This is a genomic window from Nisaea sp. (assembly GCF_017640745.1).
Taxonomy (GTDB): domain Bacteria; phylum Pseudomonadota; class Alphaproteobacteria; order Thalassobaculales; family Thalassobaculaceae; genus Nisaea.
The window spans coordinates 1-21,259 of the sequence record NZ_JAEPQA010000043.1 but is presented as its reverse complement, the minus strand read 5'-3'; the positions used below and the strand labels follow the sequence as shown (position 1 = coordinate 21,259).

Annotated in this window: 19 protein-coding genes; 10 read left to right on the top strand and 9 right to left on the bottom strand. The window is 63.2% G+C overall.

Features of this window, described 5'->3' with window-relative positions; translation table 11 throughout:
- Positions 1–85: 85 nt before the first annotated feature.
- The 7 genes from JJ959_RS20115 to JJ959_RS20085 all read right to left on the bottom strand — a co-directional run bounded on the left by JJ959_RS20115 (position 86) and on the right by JJ959_RS20085 (position 8,394).
- Positions 86–1,162: an NAD-dependent epimerase/dehydratase family protein gene (locus JJ959_RS20115; RefSeq protein ID WP_292887909.1), complete on the bottom strand. Its 1,077-nt coding sequence runs from the start codon at positions 1,160–1,162 to the stop codon at positions 86–88.
- Between the two features lie 32 nt (positions 1,163–1,194).
- Positions 1,195–1,620, bottom strand: coding sequence for an iron-sulfur cluster assembly scaffold protein (locus tag JJ959_RS20110; RefSeq protein ID WP_292887906.1), 426 nt, complete (start codon positions 1,618–1,620; stop codon positions 1,195–1,197).
- Between the two features lie 10 nt (positions 1,621–1,630).
- Entirely contained in the window at positions 1,631–2,080 is a 450-nt protein-coding gene (locus tag JJ959_RS20105) for a SufE family protein (protein WP_292887903.1), read from the bottom strand.
- Positions 2,081–2,155: 75 nt separating this feature from the next.
- Entirely contained in the window at positions 2,156–3,211 is a 1,056-nt protein-coding gene (locus JJ959_RS20100; protein ID WP_292887900.1) for a nucleotidyltransferase family protein, read from the bottom strand.
- Between the two features lie 68 nt (positions 3,212–3,279).
- Entirely contained in the window at positions 3,280–4,272 is a 993-nt protein-coding gene (gene meaB, locus JJ959_RS20095; protein WP_292887897.1) for a methylmalonyl Co-A mutase-associated GTPase MeaB, read from the bottom strand.
- A 67-nt stretch (positions 4,273–4,339) separates the two neighbouring features.
- Positions 4,340–6,493: a methylmalonyl-CoA mutase gene (gene scpA, locus JJ959_RS20090; protein ID WP_292887894.1), complete on the bottom strand. Its 2,154-nt coding sequence runs from the start codon at positions 6,491–6,493 to the stop codon at positions 4,340–4,342.
- On the bottom strand, positions 6,490–8,394 hold the full coding sequence (locus JJ959_RS20085; protein WP_292887892.1) for a methylmalonyl-CoA mutase subunit beta: 1,905 nt from the start codon (positions 8,392–8,394) through the stop codon (positions 6,490–6,492). The genes scpA and JJ959_RS20085 overlap by 4 nt, the downstream gene beginning before the upstream one ends.
- 177 nt (positions 8,395–8,571) lie before the next feature.
- Here JJ959_RS20085 and JJ959_RS20080 point away from each other — a divergent pair, with 177 nt between their 5' ends.
- The 9 genes from JJ959_RS20080 to JJ959_RS20040 all read left to right on the top strand — a co-directional run bounded on the left by JJ959_RS20080 (position 8,572) and on the right by JJ959_RS20040 (position 18,355).
- Entirely contained in the window at positions 8,572–10,050 is a 1,479-nt protein-coding gene (locus JJ959_RS20080) for a glycosyltransferase family 39 protein (RefSeq protein ID WP_292887889.1), read from the top strand.
- A 133-nt stretch (positions 10,051–10,183) separates the two neighbouring features.
- Positions 10,184–11,719, top strand: a complete 1,536-nt coding sequence (locus JJ959_RS20075) for a PfkB family carbohydrate kinase (RefSeq protein ID WP_292887886.1) — start codon at positions 10,184–10,186, stop codon at positions 11,717–11,719.
- Between the two features lie 57 nt (positions 11,720–11,776).
- Complete coding sequence (locus JJ959_RS20070; RefSeq protein WP_292887883.1) at positions 11,777–12,907, top strand: DegT/DnrJ/EryC1/StrS family aminotransferase; 1,131 nt, start codon at positions 11,777–11,779, stop codon at positions 12,905–12,907.
- Between the two features lie 16 nt (positions 12,908–12,923).
- The gene (locus JJ959_RS20065; RefSeq protein ID WP_292887880.1) at positions 12,924–13,244 is read left to right on the top strand and encodes a hypothetical protein; all 321 of its coding nucleotides are present in this window, start codon (positions 12,924–12,926) and stop codon (positions 13,242–13,244) included.
- 7 nt (positions 13,245–13,251) lie between these two features.
- Positions 13,252–13,992 (top strand): hypothetical protein, encoded by a 741-nt coding sequence (locus tag JJ959_RS20060; RefSeq protein WP_292887877.1) that lies wholly within the window; start codon positions 13,252–13,254, stop codon positions 13,990–13,992.
- 29 nt (positions 13,993–14,021) lie between these two features.
- The gene (locus JJ959_RS20055; protein WP_292887874.1) at positions 14,022–15,143 is read left to right on the top strand and encodes a radical SAM protein; all 1,122 of its coding nucleotides are present in this window, start codon (positions 14,022–14,024) and stop codon (positions 15,141–15,143) included.
- Between the two features lie 20 nt (positions 15,144–15,163).
- Positions 15,164–16,126 carry a thiamine pyrophosphate-dependent dehydrogenase E1 component subunit alpha gene (locus JJ959_RS20050; RefSeq protein ID WP_292887871.1) on the top strand — a complete coding sequence of 321 codons (963 nt, stop codon included), beginning with the start codon at positions 15,164–15,166 and terminating at the stop codon, positions 16,124–16,126.
- A complete protein-coding gene (locus tag JJ959_RS20045) occupies positions 16,113–17,219 on the top strand; it encodes a transketolase C-terminal domain-containing protein (protein ID WP_292887868.1) in 1,107 nt (368 codons plus the stop codon). The genes JJ959_RS20050 and JJ959_RS20045 overlap by 14 nt, the downstream gene beginning before the upstream one ends.
- Entirely contained in the window at positions 17,219–18,355 is a 1,137-nt protein-coding gene (locus JJ959_RS20040) for a DegT/DnrJ/EryC1/StrS family aminotransferase (RefSeq protein ID WP_292887864.1), read from the top strand. The genes JJ959_RS20045 and JJ959_RS20040 overlap by 1 nt, the downstream gene beginning before the upstream one ends.
- Here the strand turns inward: JJ959_RS20040 and JJ959_RS20035 are convergent.
- Positions 18,343–19,305: a lysylphosphatidylglycerol synthase transmembrane domain-containing protein gene (locus JJ959_RS20035; RefSeq protein ID WP_292887861.1), complete on the bottom strand. Its 963-nt coding sequence runs from the start codon at positions 19,303–19,305 to the stop codon at positions 18,343–18,345. The two genes, JJ959_RS20040 and JJ959_RS20035, sit on opposite strands and share 13 nt — an antisense overlap.
- Before the next feature lie 246 nt (positions 19,306–19,551).
- On the opposite strand from JJ959_RS20035, the gene JJ959_RS20030 reads away from it, so the two are divergent.
- Positions 19,552–20,259 carry a GNAT family N-acetyltransferase gene (locus JJ959_RS20030; RefSeq protein ID WP_292887858.1) on the top strand — a complete coding sequence of 236 codons (708 nt, stop codon included), beginning with the start codon at positions 19,552–19,554 and terminating at the stop codon, positions 20,257–20,259.
- Between the two features lie 13 nt (positions 20,260–20,272).
- Here the strand turns inward: JJ959_RS20030 and JJ959_RS20025 are convergent.
- Positions 20,273–21,259, bottom strand: a 987-nt coding sequence (locus tag JJ959_RS20025) for a TIGR04372 family glycosyltransferase (RefSeq protein WP_292887856.1), incomplete at its 5' end; no start/stop codon positions are given.

Genomic DNA, 21,259 nt, shown 5'->3' with positions numbered 1-21,259 from the left:
GTTTCAATAATTTAGAACAATTCTAAGAATCAAATCGGACCCGGAAATACGCTAAAGGGTCCTAAAATGGTCTTATTTCAATGCATTATTGTGCATCGACCAGTCTGGCCCTCTGTCCCTCCACAACCTGCTCCATGATGCCTTGCATATCGTATTGGAGGCGCCAGTCCGGGAAATGGCCCTCGAACTTGGAGATGTCGCCGATCCACCAGATGTGATCGCCGACGCGATTCTCCTCCGAATAGGACCAATTGAACGGTTTTCCGGTGATCTCCTCGGCCATCCGGATCGCTTCCAGCATGGAGCAATTGGCGTGGCGGCCGCCGCCGATATTGTAGACCTCGCCCGGCCGCGGGGCCTGGAAGAAGTGCCAGAAGGCATTGACCAGATCGTGCGAGTGGATGTTGTCGCGCACCTGTTTGCCCTTGTAGCCAAACACTGTATAGGCCTTGCCGGTCAGCGCGCACTTGGCGAGATAGGCAAGGAAGCCGTGCAGCTCCGCGCCGGAATGGCCGGGACCGGTCAGGCAGCCGCCGCGGAAGACGCCGGTCTTCAGGCCGAAATAGCGTCCGTATTCCTGCACCAGCACGTCCGCCGCCACCTTCGAGGCGCCAAAGAGCGAATGCAGCGTACCGTCGATGCTCATGCTTTCGTCGATGCCTTTCGCATGGAAAGCATGGCTCTCGTCGATCTCCCAGCGCGTTTCCAGCTCTACCAGCGGCAGGCGGTTCGGCGTGTCGCCATAGACCTTGTTGGTGCTGGTGAAGATGAAGGCCGCTTCCGGGCAATGCCGGCGGGTCAGTTCGAGCAAATTCAGCGTGCCGTTGGCATTAACGGTGAAATCGGTGATCGGCTCCCGCGCCGCCCAGTCGTGTGAGGGCTGTGCCGCCGTGTGCAGCACCAAGGCGATCTCGCTGCCATACTGCTCGAACACCGGCTCCAGCGCCGCAAGCTCCCGGATATCGGCGGCTACGTGCCTGTAGCGGCTGCCGAGCGCGTTTTCGAGCTGCGCCCGGCTCCAGCCTGTGCTGGCCTCCCCACCGAAGAAATAGGCCCGCATGTCGTTGTCGATACCGACGACGTCGAGCCCCTTCCCGGCCAGAAAACGGACGGCCTCAGCGCCGATCAGACCGGCCGAGCCGGTAACGAGTGCAATTGCCATATCTCACCATGCGGTCCGCTTTGCGCGGACGGTTATTTTTCTTTTAGCGCTTTCGCCGAAGCATTCAGTGCCAGCAGCATGGAGCTGTGGCGGTTGGTCAGGGTCCTTGCGGACTGCAATACGCCAAGCTCCGTGAAAGTCCCATCCGGGGCGGGGCCGTCTTTCTTCAACATGGCCTCCATCTGATCCCGTGCCCGCAGCACCTCCTCGACCGGACAGCCGACGATGGCGCGGGCGACGATGGACGCCGCGGCGGAGCCGAGCGCACAGGCATCCACCTTGTGGGCGTAATCCGCGATCCTTCCGTCCTCGACCTTCAGATAGACTGAGATCTCGCTGCCGCAGGCGCGGCTTACGGCCTCGCCCTTGTGGGTTGCGTCCTCAAGCTTGCCGAGCCGGGGAATGTCGGCGGCGTAGGCGAGGATCTTGTCCTGATAGATGGCGTCGATGCCGCTCACGATGGTGGTCTCACGCGGCCGCGGCGGCTTGCGCCTCGGCCTTGATCTTGTTCAGCATCGCCCCGAGACCGTTCTTGCGCGTCGGGCTCAGATGCTCCTCGAGACCGATCTCGCGGATGAAATCCGGCTCCGTCGCCAGGATCTCCTCCGCCGTCCGGTTGCTGTAGATCCGCAGGATGACGGCGATCAGGCCGGAGACGATCGCGGCATCGCTGATCGCGCGGAAAACCAGCCGGTCGCCGTGCCGCTCGCCGACCAGCCAGACCTGGCTCTGGCAGCCCTTCAGCTTGAACTCGTCGCGCTTGAATTCCTCGGGAAGCTCCGGAAGCTTGCGCCCGAGATCAATCAGATACTGGTAACGGTCCATCCAGTCGTCGAAGAAGGCGAACTCGGAGATCAGCTCTTCCTGTTCCTCGGCGATGGAGCGGTCCGGCGCCGGAATGTCGGTCTCAGCAACCATGTCTCATCCTGTGAACTGCAATGGCCCTGACTTGGCGCGGTCGCGCCGGCTTGTCAATGACAGGTGCCCCGCGGCTTACTTGCCCGCGAAGACCTGCGGAAAGTCCTTCTCCGCCCGGTCGAGATCCTGATGCTGCCCGATGTCGCGCCAGTATTCCCGGATCGGAAACGCGCTGACCACCTCACCCTCCTCGACCATCTGACCGAAGAGGTCAGGCATGTCGAGGAAGCGTCCAGGGGTGATCCGTTCGAGCACCTTCGGTTCAAGAACGTAAATCCCGGCACTGATGAAGAAGTTATGGGTCGGCTTCTCACGGATGGTGACCAGCCTGTCACCATCGACCTCGACCACGCCGTAGGGAATGTCGAAGCCCTTCTCGAACACCGCCATGGTCGCCGCGGCGCCGGTCTCCTTGTGGAAGTCCAGCATGTGGCGGAAATTGATCGAGGTGAGGATATCGCCGTTCATGACGAAGAATGGTGCAGCGGGCCGTTCCCCCATCAGGGAGAGAGACCCGGCCGTGCCCAGCGGTTCCTGTTCCCGGAGATAGCAGATCTCGGCCCCGAAGCGGTAGCCGTTCCCGAAATGCTCCTCGATCGCCTCGGCACGGTAATTGACCGAGAAATCGAAGCGGTAGAAGCCCTGGTCTATGAAGGACTGGACCAGAGTCTCGAGCAGCGGCCGGCCACCGACAGGCAGCATTGGCTTCGGCACGGTTTCGGTCAGCGGGCGCAGCCGCGTGCCGAGCCCGCCAGCCATCAGGACCACCCGGTTCTCAAGCCGCTCGGCGGCGACGAAAGTATCGATGGTCCGGAGCGCAACGAGCCGCCGGTCCTCATCGACTATCGGCACCTGGTGGATCACCTCTCGGCGCATCAGCGCCTGGATCTCCTCGTCCGGCGCTTCCGCGGAGGCAAGCTTCGGATTGCGGTTCATGATCCGGTCGACCGGATCATCCAGCGTTACGCCGGCGAGCAACCCGCGGCGCACGTCCCCGTCCGTCACAACGCCGAGCACCCGCCGCTCCGCATCCACGACGATCGCGAGCTGCGAGGCACCCGCGTCGATTCTCGTCAGCGCTTCACGGATGAGGGCATCCGGGCGGATCAATATGGAATCCAGAATCGTCATCGGTTTCCGTCATAGGCTAGAGGCCGCGCAGCATAGGGAAAGCGGCCCCGGAGACAAATCGAAATCTCTCAGTCGCTGTCGCCGTCAGGCGCAAGTCCGAAGGTCCGGAGCAACCGGTCGGCAGCCGCGCTCGCGGTCAGCCGCGCGCCGGCGACATCCGCCTGGAGTTCCGCAACCAGAGCCCGGACCGCCTCGTTCTCCTCGAAACGCGCCATCAGACGTTCGCGCACCATGGCCCACATCCAGCGGACCTGCTGGTCCTGCCTCTTCTTCTGGAACTCACCACTCTCGCTCAGCGCCTCGCGATGACGTGTGATCTCGCCGAGGATGTCCGTGAGACCGTCTCCCGAAAGCGCGCTGCAGGTCGAGACCGGCGGGCGCCAGTTCGGACTCGCCGGCGTCATGATCTCGAGCGCCCGGCGATACTCGGAGGCGGCGCGGCGCGCCCGGGTCCTGTTGTCGCCATCCGCCTTGTTGACGGCGATCATGTCGGCGATCTCCAGCACGCCCTTCTTGATGCCCTGAAGTTCGTCGCCGGCGCCGGGCAGCATGAGGACGAGGAAGAAATCGACCATCTCCGCGACCACGGTCTCGGACTGCCCGACACCCACCGTCTCGACGATCACATGATCGAAGCCGGCCGCCTCGCAGATCACCATGGTCTCGCGCGTCGCCCGCGCAACGCCGCCGAGGGTGCCGGCAGAGGGGCTGGGGCGGATATACGCGTCTGGATCGCGGCCAAGCTCCTGCATCCGCGTCTTGTCGCCGAGAATCGAGCCGCCGGTCCGGTTGCTCGACGGATCCACCGCCAGCACCGCGACCTTGTGGCCGGAGCCGGTCAGCATCTTGCCGAAGGCCTCAATGAAGGTGCTCTTGCCGACGCCGGGGACACCTGTGATGCCGATCCGCCGGGCGTCGCCTGAGAAGGGCAGCAGGGCGTTCAGCACCTCCTGGGCCTGGGCCCGGTGCGCCGGACTTCGGCTCTCGATCAGAGTGATGGCGCGCGCAAGGACGGCCCGGTCGCCCGAACGGACCCCGGACACATAGTCGTCGACGCTCATTTGGCGCCGCTTCGGCGCGGCGGCCGGCTCAGCCATTGTCATGCGGCCCACGTAAAGGAAAGAACGGTCACGCCGCCTCGTCGGTATGGCCGAGGACCTCGCCGATCTTGCCGATCAGATCCACCGCTGCCTCGCTGATGACGGTGCCCGGCGGGAAGATCGCCTTGGCGCCGGCCTTGTAGAGCGCGTCATAGTCCTGCGGCGGCACGACGCCGCCAACCACGATCAGGATGTCCTCGCGACCGAGCTTCTCGAGTTCCGCCTTCAGCGCCGGGACCAGCGTCAGGTGGCCGGCCGCGAGCGAGCTCGCACCGATCACGTGCACGTCGTTCTCCACCGCCTGCCGCGCGGCCTCTTCCGGGGTCTGGAACAGCGGGCCGATATCGACGTCGAAACCGAGATCGGCGAAGGCCGAGGCGATCACCTTCTGGCCCCGGTCGTGCCCGTCCTGCCCCATCTTGGCGATCAGGATACGGGGCCGGCGGCCCTCGACGGCCTCGAACGCGTCCACTGCCTTGCGGACCCGTTCGACGGATTCGGCGCCCTTGCCGACCTCGCTTGCATAAACGCCTGACACGGTCTTCACCTCCGCGACATGCCGCCCGTAAACCTTCTCCAGCGCGTCGGAGATTTCCCCGACCGTGGCCCGTGCCCGCGCCGCGTCGACCGCGAGCGCCAGCAGGTTGCCTTCGCCGGAGCGTGCGGACTCGGTCAGCCTCTCGAGCATCTTGCCCGTCTCGGTCTCGTCCCGCTCGGCGCGCAGGCGTTCCAGCTTCTCGAGCTGCTGGCGCCGGACCGACTGGTTGTCGACCTTCAGCACTTCGACATTCTCGGGCTCGTCGATACGGTACTTGTTCACCCCGACGATGGTCTGCCGGCCGCTGTCGATCCGCGCCTGGGTACGGGCGGCGGCCTCCTCGATCCGCATCTTCGGAATGCCGGCTTCGATCGCCTTGGCCATACCGCCGAAGCTCTCGACTTCCTCGATATGGGCCCAGGCACGCTGCGCCAGATCATGGGTCAACCGCTCGACGTAATAGCTGCCGCCCCAGGGATCGATGACGTTGCAGGTCCCGGTTTCCTGCTGGATCAGCAGCTGGGTGTTGCGGGCGATGCGGGCGGAGAAATCCGTCGGCAGGGCCAGCGCCTCGTCCAGCGCGTTGGTATGCAGCGACTGGGTATGGCCGTGCGTCGCCGCCAGCGCCTCGACGCAGGTGCGCACCGCGTTGTTGAAGACATCCTGCGCGGTCAGCGACCAGCCGGAGGTCTGGCAGTGGGTGCGCAGGCTGAGGCTCTTCGGGCTCTTCGGGTCGAACTGCTTCATCAGCTTCGCCCAGAGCAGGCGCGCGGCCCGCATCTTCGCGACTTCCATGAAGAAGTTCATGCCGATGGCCCAGAAGAACGATAGCCGCGGCGCGAAGGCATCGATATCGAGACCCGCGTCGATCCCGGCGCGCGCGTACTGCACTCCGTCCGCCAGCGTGTAGGCAAGCTCAAGGTCCGCTGTCGCCCCCGCCTCCTGCATGTGGTAGCCGGAGATCGAAATCGAGTTGAAGCGCGGCATGTTCGCCGAGGTATAGCCGAAGATGTCGGAGATGATCCGCATCGAGGGCGCCGGCGGGTAGATGTAGGTGTTGCGGACCATGAACTCCTTCAGGATGTCGTTCTGGATGGTGCCGCTGAGCTTCTCCGGAGAGACGCCCTGTTCCTCAGCCGCGAGGATGTAGAGCGCCATGACCGGCAGCACGGCGCCGTTCATGGTCATCGAAACGCTCATCTGGTCGAGCGGGATGCCGTCGAAGAGCTGGCGCATGTCGAGGATGCTGTCGATCGCGACCCCGGCCATGCCGACGTCGCCGACGACGCGCGGATGATCGCTGTCATAGCCCCGGTGGGTCGCGAGGTCGAAGGCGACCGAAAGCCCCTTCTGCCCGGCGGCGAGATTGCGCCGGTAGAAGGCGTTCGACTGTTCCGCCGTGGAGAAGCCGGCATATTGCCGGATCGTCCAGGGCTTGTTTACGTACATGGTCGGATAGGGGCCGCGCAGGAAGGGCGGCAGGCCCGGCCAGGTCTTCAGGAAGTCGAGCCCCTCGATATCCTCCGCCGTGTAGAGCGGCTTCACGCCGATCCGTTCCGGCGTCTCCCAGAGCTTGCCTTCGACCGTTGCGCTTCCCGCGGGCGCGCCGAGATCGATCTCGGAGAAATTGGGTATCGCACTCATTGCTCGATCACTCCCAATCCGGCGGCGACGTCGCGAAGGGTGGCGAGCGTCTGGTCGCCGACGAAGATGTATCCGTCGATACCGGCCGCGCGCCAGCTGGCCTCGTTGTCGCCCGGGCGGCCTGCGAGGAAGATCCGTTCCGCACCCGCCCGTTTCAGGTTTCCGGCGGCTTTCACCGCTTCTTCTGCATAGATTTTATCAGAGGAGCAGAGAACGGCAAAACGGCAGCCGCTCGCGGCGAACTCATCGGTGCTCTGCGCCGGAGCACTCTCGATCCCGCCGGCGGCGAAATAGTTCTGCGCAAAGGTCGCTCGCGCCGTGAAGTCGGCCGGCGTCCCGATTGTCAGTTGGAAGATGGCCGGGCGCTTTCCGGTCTTCGCGAGGAAGGCGTCGCTCGCATCGCGCAGCGCCTCGAAACCCTCGCCCAGCCGATGCCGGGCGAGCGGTTCCATCTCGGCCCCCGCTTCCGTCCGTTTCGGCCAGGCTGCCGCCGCGAGCTTCGCCCGGAGCGCTTCCCGGTCAAGCGTCAGGCCGGTCGCGGTTTCTTCCTTCAGGTTCGGATAGGCGCTGACGCCGGTCAGCTCGTCCTTGCGGCGCGCAAGATTGCGCTCACGCTCCGCCCAGCCTTCCGCGACCAGTTTCGCGATCGTTCCGGAGGTCAGCGCTGCGGCCATGCCGCCGTCGCGTTCGATCTGCTGCAACAGCTCCCAGGCGCGGGACGCATATTCGTCGCTCAGCCGCTCGACGTACCAGGACCCGCCTGCCGGATCGGCGACCCGGTGCAGTCCGGATTCCTCCATCAGGATGATCTGCGTATTCCGCGCGATGCGGCGCGCGAAACCGTCCGGCAGACCGACGGCGCTGTCATAGGGCAGCACCGTCAGACTGTCGGCACCGCCGACACCGGCAGCAAAGGTCGAGACCGTGGCGCGCAGCATGTTCACCCAGACATCGCGTCCGGCGATCGCCCGCTCGGCGGTCACCACGTGCTGCAGCATCGGCGCCGCCACCGGATCGGCACCGGACACCTCGAGGATGCGGGCCCAGAGCCGGCGCGCCGCGCGCAGCTTGGCGATGCCCTGGAAGACATCGACGCCGAGCGCATAGCTGAATTCGATCTGCCGGGCGGCGGCGGCGACATCGAGCCCTGCCGCCTCCATCGCACGCAGGTAGGAAATCGCGGTCGCCATCGAGAAGGCGAGATCCTGGACCTCGTTCGCACCGGCTTCGTAGTAGGGCGCCATGTCGACCCCGACAGCGCGGACTTTCGGATGTGCGGATGCGGTGCGCGAGGCGGTTTCGCCCAACTCGGCAAGTGCTGCATCGAGCGCGCTCGGCAGCCAGCCTTCGCGGGCCAGCGCACCGAGCGGATCGATCCGGAAACTGCCGGAGACCTCGCCTGCGCCATGTCCGCGTTTAGACCAGAGCTCTTCGAGGAAAGCCGCCGCGCGCGGCGCATAGGCACCCGCATCGAGGGCAACCGGCACCATGTTGAGGTGAATGCCGTCGAGCGCCCGGTCGAGATCGTCCGCAGACCCGACGACGATACCGTCGACACCGGGACGGTCGATCCGCAGCAGCACCGAAGTCGCACCGCGTTCGAGATCCTGCTTCACCGCCTTCGCGGCTTCCGCCGGGTCGCCATGCGCCTGCATCTGGCGCACGTCCCAGCCGGTTTCCGTCCGCGTTCCGCCCGCGACCGGCGCCGCACGGCCATCCGGCGCGTCCTCGGCCGTATAGATCGGCTGCAGCCGCAGGCCCTCGTAGGTCTGGCGCGTCAGCACCTTCTCGAAGGACGCGCCTTTGAGCGCCGCCTCGACGGCCGCCATCCAGGCATCACGCGATGTCTCGGGAAATTCCTCCGCGAGCGCCATCAAGGTTTCGTTGTCCAGGACCGACATTGCCTTGGCCACCTCTTTCACACGCTGTTGCGCTTTTCGTACCGGGTCGCCGCGGCTTCGGCAAGGAACTCGGATCGCAAGAGTGAATTCGCCGCAGCCCGCGATTCCGATTGTTTCCGGGGCCCCGCTCAGCTAAGGCGATGCGTGACCGCCCAAAAACGGAAAGCCGCGCAGAGCATGCAGACCGTCACCGCCGACCGGGATCGGCCCTATTTCCTCTGGCTCCTGCTCGCCGTCGGCGCCCTGACCGCCGCCCGCATCGCCGTGCTCGGGTTCAGCAGCCTCGGGCTGCATGGCGACGAGGCGCAATACTGGTCCTGGAGCCGGGATCTCGCCTGGGGCTACTACACCAAGCCGCCGCTGATCGCCTTCGTGATCGCCGCAGCCGAAAGCGTCTGCGGCAGCGGCACGGCCTGCATCCGGGCACCCTCGCCGCTGCTACATGCCGGCACCGCGCTCGCGATCTTCGGCATCGCCGCTACGCTGACCGGCAGCCGGCGCGCGGGTTTCTGGTCCGGGCTCAGCTTCGCGACGCTGCCCGCGGTGTCGCTCTCCAGCTTCCTGATCTCGACGGATGTCCCGCTGCTCTTTCTCTGGGCCGTGGCCATGCTCGCCTTCGTCCGCAGCCTCGAAAGCGACTCTCTCGGCTGGCCGCTGCTGCTCGGGCTCGCCGCCGGCGCCGGGTTCCTCGCGAAATACGCCATGGCCTATTTCATCCTCGGCATGGTGCTCGTGGCGCTCCTTTCACCCTCTCATCGCTCCTGGCTGCTCAGCCGCAAGGCGCTGGTCGCGCTGGTCGCGATGCTGGCGGTATTCGCGCCGAACCTGCTCTGGAACGTCGAGTCCGGGTGGGTGACCGTCACCCATGTCGGCCAGAATACGAACCTGAAGGGCGACCTCTTCCATTTCGGCAAGATGCTGGAATTCGTCGGCAGCCAGGCCGGAGTCTTCGGGCCGGTCCTGTTTGTGGTTCTGCTCTGGCGGCTCGCCGCGCTGCGGCGGGAGCGTCCAGGCGAGACGGAAAAGCTCCTGCTCGCCTTCTGCATTCCGGTGTTGCTGATCATCACGGTGCAATCGTTCCTCAGCCGCGCCAACGCGAACTGGGCGGCCACCGCCTATGTCGCCGCCACGATCCTGACGGTCGCCTGGCTGCTGCGCCGGAACCTGCTCAAAATCGTTGCCGGAGGCGTTGCCCTCAACCTGACCGCGGGCGCCATTCTCGGTTTCTTCTTCCTCGGCCTGCCCGGTTTCGATCCCCCGCTGAAGAGCGACCCGCTGCGCCGTCTGCGCGGATGGGACGCGACCGCGGATCAGCTCCGGCCGGTGCTCGCGGCGCATCCGGGCGCCGTCTGGCTGACGGAAGACAGGAAGACCATGGCCTCCCTGCTCTACGCCCTGCGCGATCTCGAACGGCGCCCTTTGATGTGGGACTATGACGGCCATCCGGACCATCATTACGAACTCACCGAGCGCTATCTGCCGAAGCCGGGCGACGAGGTGCTGCTCGTGGCGAAATGGGACAATCCCTTCCCCATCCTGGAGCGGTTCGGAACAGTCGATCGACTGCCCGCGGTCGAGGTCGATATCGGCGCCGGCGAGACCCGCCGCCTGCACCTGTTCCTGCTCCGCAATCCATTGCCGTCTTCTGCGTCCTGAGAGCTCGCACAGAGCTACATGGAGCGAAAACTCTTTCGTTTCCGATCAGAAACTTCGGGGCAATTTGTTTTTCCCGTTTCGCGACGAAATTGTGATAGGCTTTACACGGCCATATAACAATTGAATCAATCGGATGCAGCCTTCAGCTAGAGACAAGATCAAATCTATTTCAGAACTATCTGAAATAGCTGATAAAATTCGTGCTTCCGGAAAAAAGATCGCTCATGCTCACGGCACGTTCGATCTGTTGCATCTCGGCCATGTCCGGCATCTCGAACATGCGAGGCGCGAGGGCGATGTTCTGTTCGTTACCGTCACTGCGGACGAGCATGTCCACAAGGGACCGGGCCGGCCCGTCTTTACCGATCAGCTCCGCGCCGAGATGCTGGCCGCTCTCGAATATGTAAGCTGGGTCGGCATCAACCACGCAGCCTCCGCCGAACAGGCGATCCATGCGATCAAGCCCGACGCCTACATCAAGGGCTCCGATTATGTCGATGCCGATCAGGACGTCACCGGCAAGATCGTGGACGAGCGCCAGGCGGTCGAACAGCATGGCGGCCGCATCGTTTTCACGGACGACATCACCTTCAGCTCAAGCGAGCTGATCAACCGTCACGTCGATGTCTTCGAGCCGGAAGTCCGGGAATATCTCGACCGGGTCCGGAAAACGGTCGGGCTGCAGCAGCTGCTGGAATTGATCGACAGCATCAAGGACATGCGGATCCTGATCATCGGGGACACCATCCTCGACGAATACCAGTACGTGTCACCCTCGGGTCAGCCCTCCAAAGAGAACATCATGTCAACCCGCCACCAGGACATGGAGCTCTTTGCAGGTGGTGTGGTCGCGGCGGCAAACCATGTCGCAAGTTTCTGCAAACAGGTCGATATCATCACCTGCCTCGGAAAAAGCGATCCGCGCGAAAATTTCATCAAGACCCAGTCGCACGAGAACGTAAACCTCATCCCGGTCTATCGGCCGAACGCGCCGACAACCCGCAAGGTGCGCTTCGTCGACAGCAGCTATCTGCGCAAGCTTTTCGAGGTGCAGTTCATCGAGGACTCGCCGCTGCCGCCGGCAGTGCTCGGCGATCTGCACACGAAGATCGCGGAACTCGCGCCGCACTACGATGTCGTGATGGCCGCCGATTTCGGACACGGCCTGATCGACGGCGAGACGGTTGACCTGATTTGCGAGAAGGCCCCCTATCTTGCGGTCAACGCCCAGACCAACAGTGCGAACCGGGGCTACAATCTGATCACCAAATACCCTCGTGCGGACTATCTCTGTATCGACGCCCCCGAAGCCCGCCTCGCGGTCGGAGACCGGTTCAGCGATCTCGCGGTGATCGCACAGGACGTATTGCCGAAGCGGGTCGACTGCGGCCGCATGATCCTGACCCATGGCCGGCATGGCTGCGTGGCCTACGATGCCGGATCGCCCGTCACCCAGATCCCGGCCTTCACCCGGCGGGTGGTCGACACGATGGGCGCGGGCGATGCGTTCTTCTCGATCACGGCGCCGCTGGCGAAGGTTGGAACGGATATTGCTACGATCGGTCTGATTGGAAATATCGCCGGTGCGATCAAGGTCGGAATCGTCGGCCATCGCGACTCGGTCAGCAAGGTAAACGTGATCAAGGCATTGACCGCGTTGTTGAAATAACGGCTCTTCCCGGAGCGAACCGCGTCCGGGCGAGTCTTTCGTGCGAGCAGGAAGAAAATGCCGGATACGAGTGAGACGCAGTCGCCGATACCCTATGTGAATATCGGGGCCCAGTTTGCGGAGGAGCGCGACGAGCTCATGCCGATCATCGAGGAAATCCTCATGAGCGGCATGTATGTCGGCGGCCCCTGGAACGAGAAACTCGAGGCCGCGCTGGCCGAGCTTTGCGGCACCAAACATGCTGTGGCACTGAACTCCGGAACCGATGCCCTGATCCTCTCGCTCGCCGCCCTCGGGATCGGACGCGGCGACGAGGTCATCACGCCGCCGAATTCCTTCGTCGCCTCGACCGCCGTCATCGCGCATGTCGGCGCCACACCGGTTTTCGCAGACGTGCTTCCGGACCAGAACATCGATCCGGCAGAAATCGAGAAGAAGATCACGCCGAAGACCAAGGCGATCATGCCTGTTCACCTGACCGGTCGGGTCGCCGATATGAAGCCGATCCGGGAAATCGCCAAGCGGCACGGCCTTGCGATCATCGAGGACGCGGCGCAATCAATCGGCTCGCGCTACGACGGGGTCATGAGCGGCGCGCTTGGCGACGTCGGATGCTTCTCGGCGCATCCGCTCAAGAATCTTAATGCCTGCGGGGATGCAGGTTTCCTGACCACCGACCGGGACGATGTCGCGGAATACGCCCGTCTCTACCGCAATCACGGACTTGTCGACCGGAACACCGTCACCCGGTTCGGCTCCGTCTCGCGGATGGACCAGATCCAGGCAGCGATCCTCTATTACCGCCTCGGCAAGATGGACGCGCTGATCGAGAAACGGCGCCGCAACGTCGCGCTCTATCGCGAGCTTCTGGACCCTGAGCTGGTCTTTGCGCCGCCCTGCCGGGAGATCGAATTCAACACCTTCCACACCTTCGTCATCCAGGTGGACCGCCGGGACGAGTTGCAGGCCCATCTGGGCGCGCAGGGTATCGGAACTGCGATCCACTATCCGGTGCCGATCCATCTGCAACCGGCGGCGGCCTATCTCGGTCACAAGGCCGGCGATTTCCCGGTAACCGAAGAACAGTCCCGGCGGATCATTACTCTGCCGGCCAACCAGAATCTGACGGAAGCGGAAATCACACGCGTGGCGGCCAGTGTGAACCGTTTCCTGTCGAAGGGCAGCTAATGCCGGAGCGAAATGCATGAGCGAGCAGGCGATCAACTACGAGAACCTCGTGGCATCCTATGAGGACAGGCTGCTCAACCAGCTGCGGAGCCACGGCGTCGATCTCGAGTTCCTGGAGATGTGGGTGCCGGACGAGGATTCGGTCGCGAGCATTCTCAACATGGCAGAAGCGGCTGGAGCTTTCGGCACGGAGAGCTTCACGCTGCGCGTCTCGAACGCAAGTCTGCCGCGCGCGAAACATGACGAACTGCGCGCCGCATTGGGTCCGATCTCGGAGGTCGAGATCGACGATCATGGGGATCACTGCCTTGTCCATATCAGCAATATCAAAGCTTGAGGTGGCCATGGGTGAGCGCTCCGACATCCCGGCCGCCTTTGCCGAGCGGATCGCCGAGCAATTGAAGTCCCTGCCGCATTTGCAGAAATCGGGCGCCCCCTCCGCTGCCGGCTTCTCCGTCACGGAAGCGGATCTGGAGCTCCTGCTCGAGCTCGAGAACGACTCGGAAACGATTCGGCAAGCCCGGTTCTCCGCTCCGGAGACCGCGCCCGAAGCCGCAATACTGGAAGTGCTTTGCAGCTACGCCATCGGCGCGCCGGTGCGCGAGCTCACCGATCACGGACTCATTTTCGCCCTGCAGCGACTGCGCGATCCGGACGTCCGCGCCCCGGTAAAAGGTATACTGACGCCGCGCAACGCCGGAGCCTGCTTCGCGGGTCCCCTGAAGCTGATGGCGGCCCTCCGGCGGGAGGCGGACGTGCGGTTCGGACGGCACAGCGACACCAATTTCTTCGACCGGCCGTACAGCGAGGCCTGGAAAAAACTCGACAAGGCGGGCAAGCGTGATCTCGTCCTGCCGCATATCGAGAGCTTCAGGAAAGCGCACAAAATAGCTGGCGACGCCTTCGAATTGGCCGAAATTGACCAATATGACCGTCTGTTCCTCGTCTTTTCCGACGAGGTGCCGGTTTGGGACAAACCGGCAATGCTCATGGAGCTTGAGCGCTGGCTGCGCCAAAAGACCGGAGAGCGCATCGAACTCTTCACCGAAGTGGTGAAGGACGCCAACCGTATCCGGCGCCTCTGAAGGCAGGCCGAAACGCGAGGAATGAAGCCATGACCGGAATGACCGATCACGTCGAACTGATCCTGGACGGCACAAAGATCGCCTGGCATCAGGACCGTATCGATGCCTGGGAACGCGGCGAGCGGATCGCGCCGATCACGATCGACATGTCGCTGACCCGCGCCTGCAATTATGCCTGCCATTTCTGCTACGCAATGCTGCAGGAAAACGAACGCAAGGTGATCGACAAGAAGGCGATCTTCGAGTTTCTCGAGGACTGCGCCGAGATCGGGGTGAAGGGCATCAGCTTCGTCTCCGACGGCGAAAGCACGATCTCGCCGGTCTTCGTCGATGCCTGCAAATACGGCCATGAGCTCGGTCTCTCCATGGCGGTCGGCACCAACGGTTTCGTACTGAACCGGCGCAAGCTTGAGGAGGTGCTTCCCTCACTGACCTATCTCCGCGTCAATATTTCGGCAGGCGAACGTCAGCGCTATGCCGAGATCATGGGCGTGAAAGAGCACTGGTTCGACCGGGTCTGCGAGAACATCAAGGCGATGGGCGAGATCAAGCGCGAGCAGGGTCTGGATGTGACCATCGGCATGCAGATGGTGCTGATGCCGGAATATCATGACCAGATCATGCCGCTTGCCCGGCTCGGCAAGGAACTGCGGCCGGACTATCTCGTGATCAAGCATTGCAGCGACGACGAGGACGGCACCCTGGGAGTCGATTACGGCGGCTACGCGAGCCTGTACGAGACCCTGCACGCGGCCGAGGCGCTCTCGGACGAGAGCTATCAGGTCTCGGTCAAATGGTCGAAGATCGATACCGAAGGCACGCGCAGCTACCAGCGCTGCTACGGTGCGCCCTTCATGCTGCAGATGTCCGGCTCCGGCCTCGTCGCGCCCTGCGGCATGCTGTTCAATGAGCGCTATAAGAAGTTTCACATTGGCAACATCACCGAGCAGCGCTTCCGCGACATCTTCAACAGCGACCGCTATTGGGAAGTGATGAACTATCTCGCGAGCCCGGACTTCAACGCCCAGAAGATGTGCGGCAGCCTCTGCCTGCAGCACAAGGTCAACGAGTTCCTGGATGGTTATCAGAAAGGCGAGTTCGAACTGCCTCCGATGGAGGGCGAACCGCCGATGCACATCAATTTCATCTGAGCCGGGGAGCTATGACGAAGATGGCCGAGAACGATTACCGGCTCCGGTGCATGAGGCAGATGCTGCGCATCCGCCTCGTAGAGGAAACCATCGCGGAACGCTATTCAGAGCAAGAAATGCGGTGCCCGGTTCACCTTTCCGTCGGACAGGAAGGCACCGCGGTCGGCGTTTGCGACGTGCTGCGGAGCGAAGACAGGGTCTTCAGCAGTCATCGCTCCCATGCGCACTATCTTGCCAAGGGCGGCAATCTCAACGCCATGATGGCCGAGATCTACGGTAAACGGGATGGCTGTATCGGCGGACGCGGCGGCTCGATGCACCTGATGGATCCGGATGCCGGCATGATGGCCAGCATCCCGATCGTGGCGAGCTCGATCCCGCTCGCCACGGGAACCGCGCTCTCCGACAAGTTCGACGATAACGGCAAGGTGACCGTGTCCTTCCTCGGCGACGCCTGCCTTGAGGAAGGCGTCTTCCACGAATCCGCCAACTTTGCTCGGCTCCGCGGACTGCCGGTCGTCTATGTCTGCGAGAACAATCTCTATTCTGTCTATACCAACCTAGCCGACCGCCAACCCGAGCGGCCCCTGACGGATGTCGCCAAGGCGCACGCCCTCGAAAGCCGCCATGTCGACGGCAACGATCTCGACGCCGTCCGCGAGGCCGCGTCCTGGGCGGTGGAAACAGCGCGCACCGGAACGCCGACCTTCCTGCTGCTGGACACGTACCGCTGGCGCGAACATTGCGGGCCGAACTACGACAACCACATCGGCTACCGGACCGAAGAGGAATTCCAGACATGGCGCGTCCGCGACCCGCTCGAGCGGTACCGGAAGCAGCTGGAAGAGGCCGGTATTCTTTCCGCCGGATCCTATGCCGAGCTGGAACGGACGCTGCAGGCCGAGGTCGACGCGGCTTTCACATTCGCAATCAATTCTCCGCTTCCGGAGCCGAACGAGGCGCGTGCCCATGTCTATGCCTGACCTCACAAGCGCGGCCGGCGCCCCGGTCATCAATATGGGAACGGCGATCCGAGACGGTCTTCTTGAAGCCGCGAGACGCGACCCGTCTGTGATCTTTTTCGGCGAGGGTGTCGAAGATCCGGGCGCACTTTTCGGGACGCTGAAGGATATCGGCAAGCATATCGGCCACAATCGGATGATCGAGATGCCGATCGCCGAAAATGGCTTGATCGGCATCGCGATCGGCGCCGCGCTGGCTGGGAAACGGTCTGTCGTGACCCTGCAACGCGTCGAATTCGCCCTCCTCGCCCTGGAGCAGATCCTGAACAATGCCGCGAAGATGCATTACGTCAGCAGGGGAAATCACAAGGTTCCGCTGGTTCTGCGGATGATCGTCGGACGCGGCTGGGGTCAGGGGCCGGAGCATTCCCAAAGCCTGGAAGCAATCTTCGCGCATGTGCCAGGCCTCAAAGTGATCATGCCGGCTTTTGCCGAAGATGCGAAAGGCATGGTGACGGCTGCCGTAGAGGACGACAACCCGGTGGTCGTCATCGAACACCGATGGTCGCATTACACCACAAGCGCCGTCGCGGAAGGCTATGTCCATCGCCCGCTCGACGGACCGCGAACGGTCCGCAAGGGCGACGGCCTCACGATTGTCGCGACCTCCTACATGACGCTGGAAGCGGTGCGCGCCGCCGACCGGCTCGCCGAGGCCGGTTATCCGGTCGAGGTTCTGGATCTCCGGGTGATCCGTCCGCTCAATCTCGATCCTATCGTGGAAAGCGTCGCCCGCACCAGGCGTCTGCTCACCGTCGATACCGGTTTCCGGATGTTCGGCATCGGGGCGGAGATCGCCTCCGAGGTCACCTCCCGCTGCTTCGATCTGCTTGAGGCGGCACCGGTCCGCATGGGGCTGCCGGATCATCCCACACCGAGTTCGCGCGGTCTGGTTCGCGGCTTCTATCCGGACGCCGCGCGTATCGCACGCACGGCCGCCGAGATGATGGGGGTCGACGAGGCGGAGATCGCCCGAATCGAGGGGAAGATCCTCGCCGACCGCGGCGACGTGCCTATCGATGTGCCCGATCCCTTCTTCAAGGGCCCGTTCTGATGGTCTCCGACGCCTTGCCCGTCATGAAGGTGCGTTATTCGCCTCTCGAACAACAGTTCGCCGATGTCGATGATGTGTTCGACGAACTGAAGGCATTGGTTCGCTCGACCGACTTCACGCTCGGCAAAGTGGTCGGGGAATTTGAGGAGATGTTCGCCGCCGCCGTCGGCAGCAAATACGCGATCGGCGTCGGCTCCGGAACCGATGCGCTGAAGATTCCGCTGAAAGCACTCGGGATCGGTCCCGGAGACGAGGTCATCACTGCCGCCAACACCTTCTATGCCACTGCCGGCGCCATCGCCGAGACAGGCGCAAGAATCGTCTTCGTCGATTGCGACGATACGTTCGGGATCGATCCGGAGCTGATCGAAGCGGCCATCACGCCGCGGACCAAGGCGATCATGCCCGTGCACCTTACCGGCGACATGGCGAACATGACACGGATCACCGAGATCGCCGGGAAGCACGGCCTCAAGGTGATCGAAGACGCCTGCCAAAGCCTGCTGGCAAAAGAAGCGGGGCGTCCGGCCGGAACCTGGGGCATCGCCGGTGGCTTCTCGATGCACCCGCTGAAGATCATCAATGTCTGGGGCGATGCCGGCGTCATCGTCACCGACGACCCCGAGATGGACCGGATGTGCCGTCTGCTACGCAATCACGGCCTCAGGAACCGGGACGAGATGGAGATCCTCGGCTACAACACGCGGCTCGACTCCGTGCAGGCCGTGGTCGGCAAATGGATTGTCGCCAAGGTCGAGGACATCGTCGCGGCGCGCATCCGCAATGCGGAGCGTTACGATGCCGGTTTCGCGGACATTCCGGAAATCACCATACCCATGCGACGGGCCACGAAAGGCCCGGGTGAACGGGCGGTCTACCTGAACTACGTGATCTTCGCGGAACGCCGGGACGAACTGCTTCAGCATTGCCGGGCGAACGGCATCGACGCCAAGATACATTACCCGATCGCGCTCTACAGGCAGGCGGCCCTGCGCCATCTCGGCTATCCGGCCGGCGCATTTCCGGTCACGGACCGGCACACGGAAACCATCATCAGCTTCCCTGCGGACCAGCATCTCCAAACACAGGAGATCGATTACCTGATCGGGGTGGTGCGGGGCTTCTACGGACGCTGAGGCAGCGTCGCGGCCACGTCGCCGACCCGCTCCGTTCCAGGGCGGCTCAATACCCAGAGCAGACCGCCAAGACTGGCAGCGACGATCACCGACAAGCCCCAGAGGATCGACGCCGCGAGGGCATGCTCCGGTGCCATGCCGGTCATCACGAAGATACCGACCATGAGCCCTTCGCGCACGCCCCAGCCGCCGACCGAGATCGGCAGCAGGGTTCCGAGGATCACCAGCGGCAGCGCCCCAAGCACCATCAGAAAATCGACTTCCACCGAGATCGAACGGAAGACGACCCAGAGCCCCAGCGCGCTGGTCACGTGGAGCAGGTAGCTCAGACCTATGATGATCGCGGACCGGTAACCGGCACGCCAGAGCACACGGGAGTCGCGCAGCATGGCGGCGAACGGGCGGCCGAAACGGTGGTCCTCGATCATGTCGGCGATCCAGTCCGCGCTCGACAGGCCCATGGCGAGCAGCACCATCGCGCCGCCGACCACGAGGATCGCTACCGTTTCAAGATTCGGATCAGGCGCCACCTTTGCCACCGTGACGCTGGTCACGACGAGCATCGTCAGGATCGAGACCAGGCCCGCTGTCCGGTCCAGCAGAACGGTGCTCGCGGCGCGGGACAGCGGGAGCCCGTGGCGGCTGACCAGCCAGATCCGCACCGTGTCCGCACTCAGCGATCCCGGGAGCGCCTGGTTGAAGAACATGCCGGCGAGGAGAATGCGGAAGGTCTGCCACGGAGAGAGCGGCACACCGGTGCCGCGGATCAGCAGGAACCAGCGCGTGGCGCCGACGCAGAACTGAAGAATGACGATCGCGACGACAGCCGCGAGCAGAGAAAGAGACGGCGAGAGCGCCGCCGAAAGCAGGCGCGAGAAATCAACATGATAAAGGAGCGATCCTATCAGGCAGAGGCTTACCGCCAGCTTCAGGAAAAGTCTCAATCTCACCGCGGTCGGGTTCCGTTCTTGCTCTCAAGCATCTGGATGCCGGACTGATTTCCAAGGGCCGGCACTCAGCTGCCAACCGATGGAAGAGACATGCGATCGTATATTTTAATTATAGTCCCAAGTCGCCCGATATGGATCAGAAATCTGCCCTGACATATCTGATCTGCGCCACTTGACGGAAACCGTCCGGCGGAACTTTATTCTTCAATACGTTACACGTCGGCAACCCTCGGAGACCGGAACCGGATGGCAACCTGCATCCCTCAGCCGTTTGATTCCGGTTTCATTGGCGCCCCCGTTTACCGCGTCGAGATCTCTTCAGCGGACCAGATTTCATCTCTGCGCAGCCTTGTTCCCGGCGACGCCGCTCTGGTGTCGGTCCGTATCCCGGTATCCTGGGGCGCGCCGGACCCGCTATCCGGCTTTCGCGAAATAGAGACTCTGGTGTCGCTCGAACGTGTTCTTGCGGAGGAGGACACCAGGTTTCAGGGAGCCGGGATCCGCTTCTCGACAGCGGACGATGCCGACGCCTGTGCCGCGATTGCCGCAGCCGCATTCTCCGCCGACCGATACCGCGCCGACCCTCTGATCGCCGACAGTATCGCAGCCCGGATCAAGGCCGCCTGGGCCCGGAACGAGGTGACAGGACGCACGGACCGTACCCTCATCTATGAGGAGAACGGAGAGATTCTAGGTTTCAACGGCTGCCTCCTGCGGGACGGTACGATGACCGTCGACCTTATCGCCGTCGCCAGCGGACACCAAGGCAAAGGGATCGGAGCAAAATTGCTGAAGGCGGCGTTTGCGCATTATGCGCCTCGGGCCCGGAAAACCCTGATCGCGACACAGGCCAGCAATCACGGTGCGCTCGCGCTCTACGGTAAGCTCGGCTATGTCGAGATCGGCCGGATGCGGACCTTCCACTTTACGCCGGCCCCGATCGGCTTCGCCTGACCCCCGGCCTTCGTCACTCGAGGAAGCGCGGATTCAGCTTGGCGTAACTGACGCCGAGGCGCCGCGGCCAGCGGGCGGCCATGCCCGCCGGCGGCCGGATGTTCGGCTCATGTGCGCCCGCCACCTCTGTATACCTCTCCTGCAGCGCCGCATCTTCCCATTCCGGATCTTCCAGGCGTCTGAGCATCTCCTCGGCACCAGCAAGCAATTCCTCCGCAGAGTTGCTCTCGACCGTCAGCCCCATTTCGGCGAGTTCCTCGGTGGCCAATACGTGCTGGACGCCCTGTTGCCACTGTTCCGCATAAGTGAGTTCGCGCCCATTGCTGTCGTAGAAATGCTTGTAGAAGGTCACTTCCTGCGGGAGGAAACTCCAGAAGGTCTGGGGATAGGAGTTCGTGAAGAAAATCGGCTTTCCGAAGCCCTGCAGGAGCGACCAGGGTCCGGACAATGTGCAGATACCCATGCGGCAAAGCCCGCAAAGCCCGACATCGAGATAGTCCTCATATGCCTCGTCGCGCATGACCTCGATATAGTTCGGCGATCCGATCTCCAGTGCTGGGCTCGCAACGTCGCCAATGCGGAAGACATTCAGCCCGCTCTCGAGCAATCGTTCGACAGCGGCCCGATAAGTCTCGATCGGGCTGAAGCGGAAGGAGTGATAGCTCATCTCCGGAGCATAACCGGCGTCGCGCACATGCATGACAACGAACGGCGCAAGAGGATCTAGTCCACGTGACTCGATATAACGCTCCGTCCGCTCCCGGATCGCGTCGGGCAGAGTCAAGAAGACATGCTCGGCGCCTGCTGCAAGCAGACGGGTGTGATATTCGGAGAACTTTCGGGTGGGCAGGAGCAGCATGTCCGTCTCTCCGACGGAAACGAGCCCCGCATCGATGAAGCCGAGAGTCGTCAGGATCAGGTCGTCGGTCTCGACGACCTCGAAATCAAGATCCATGACCTCCCGGAAAGCCTTGTTCGCATAGTCTGCAAGCGGTGCGGT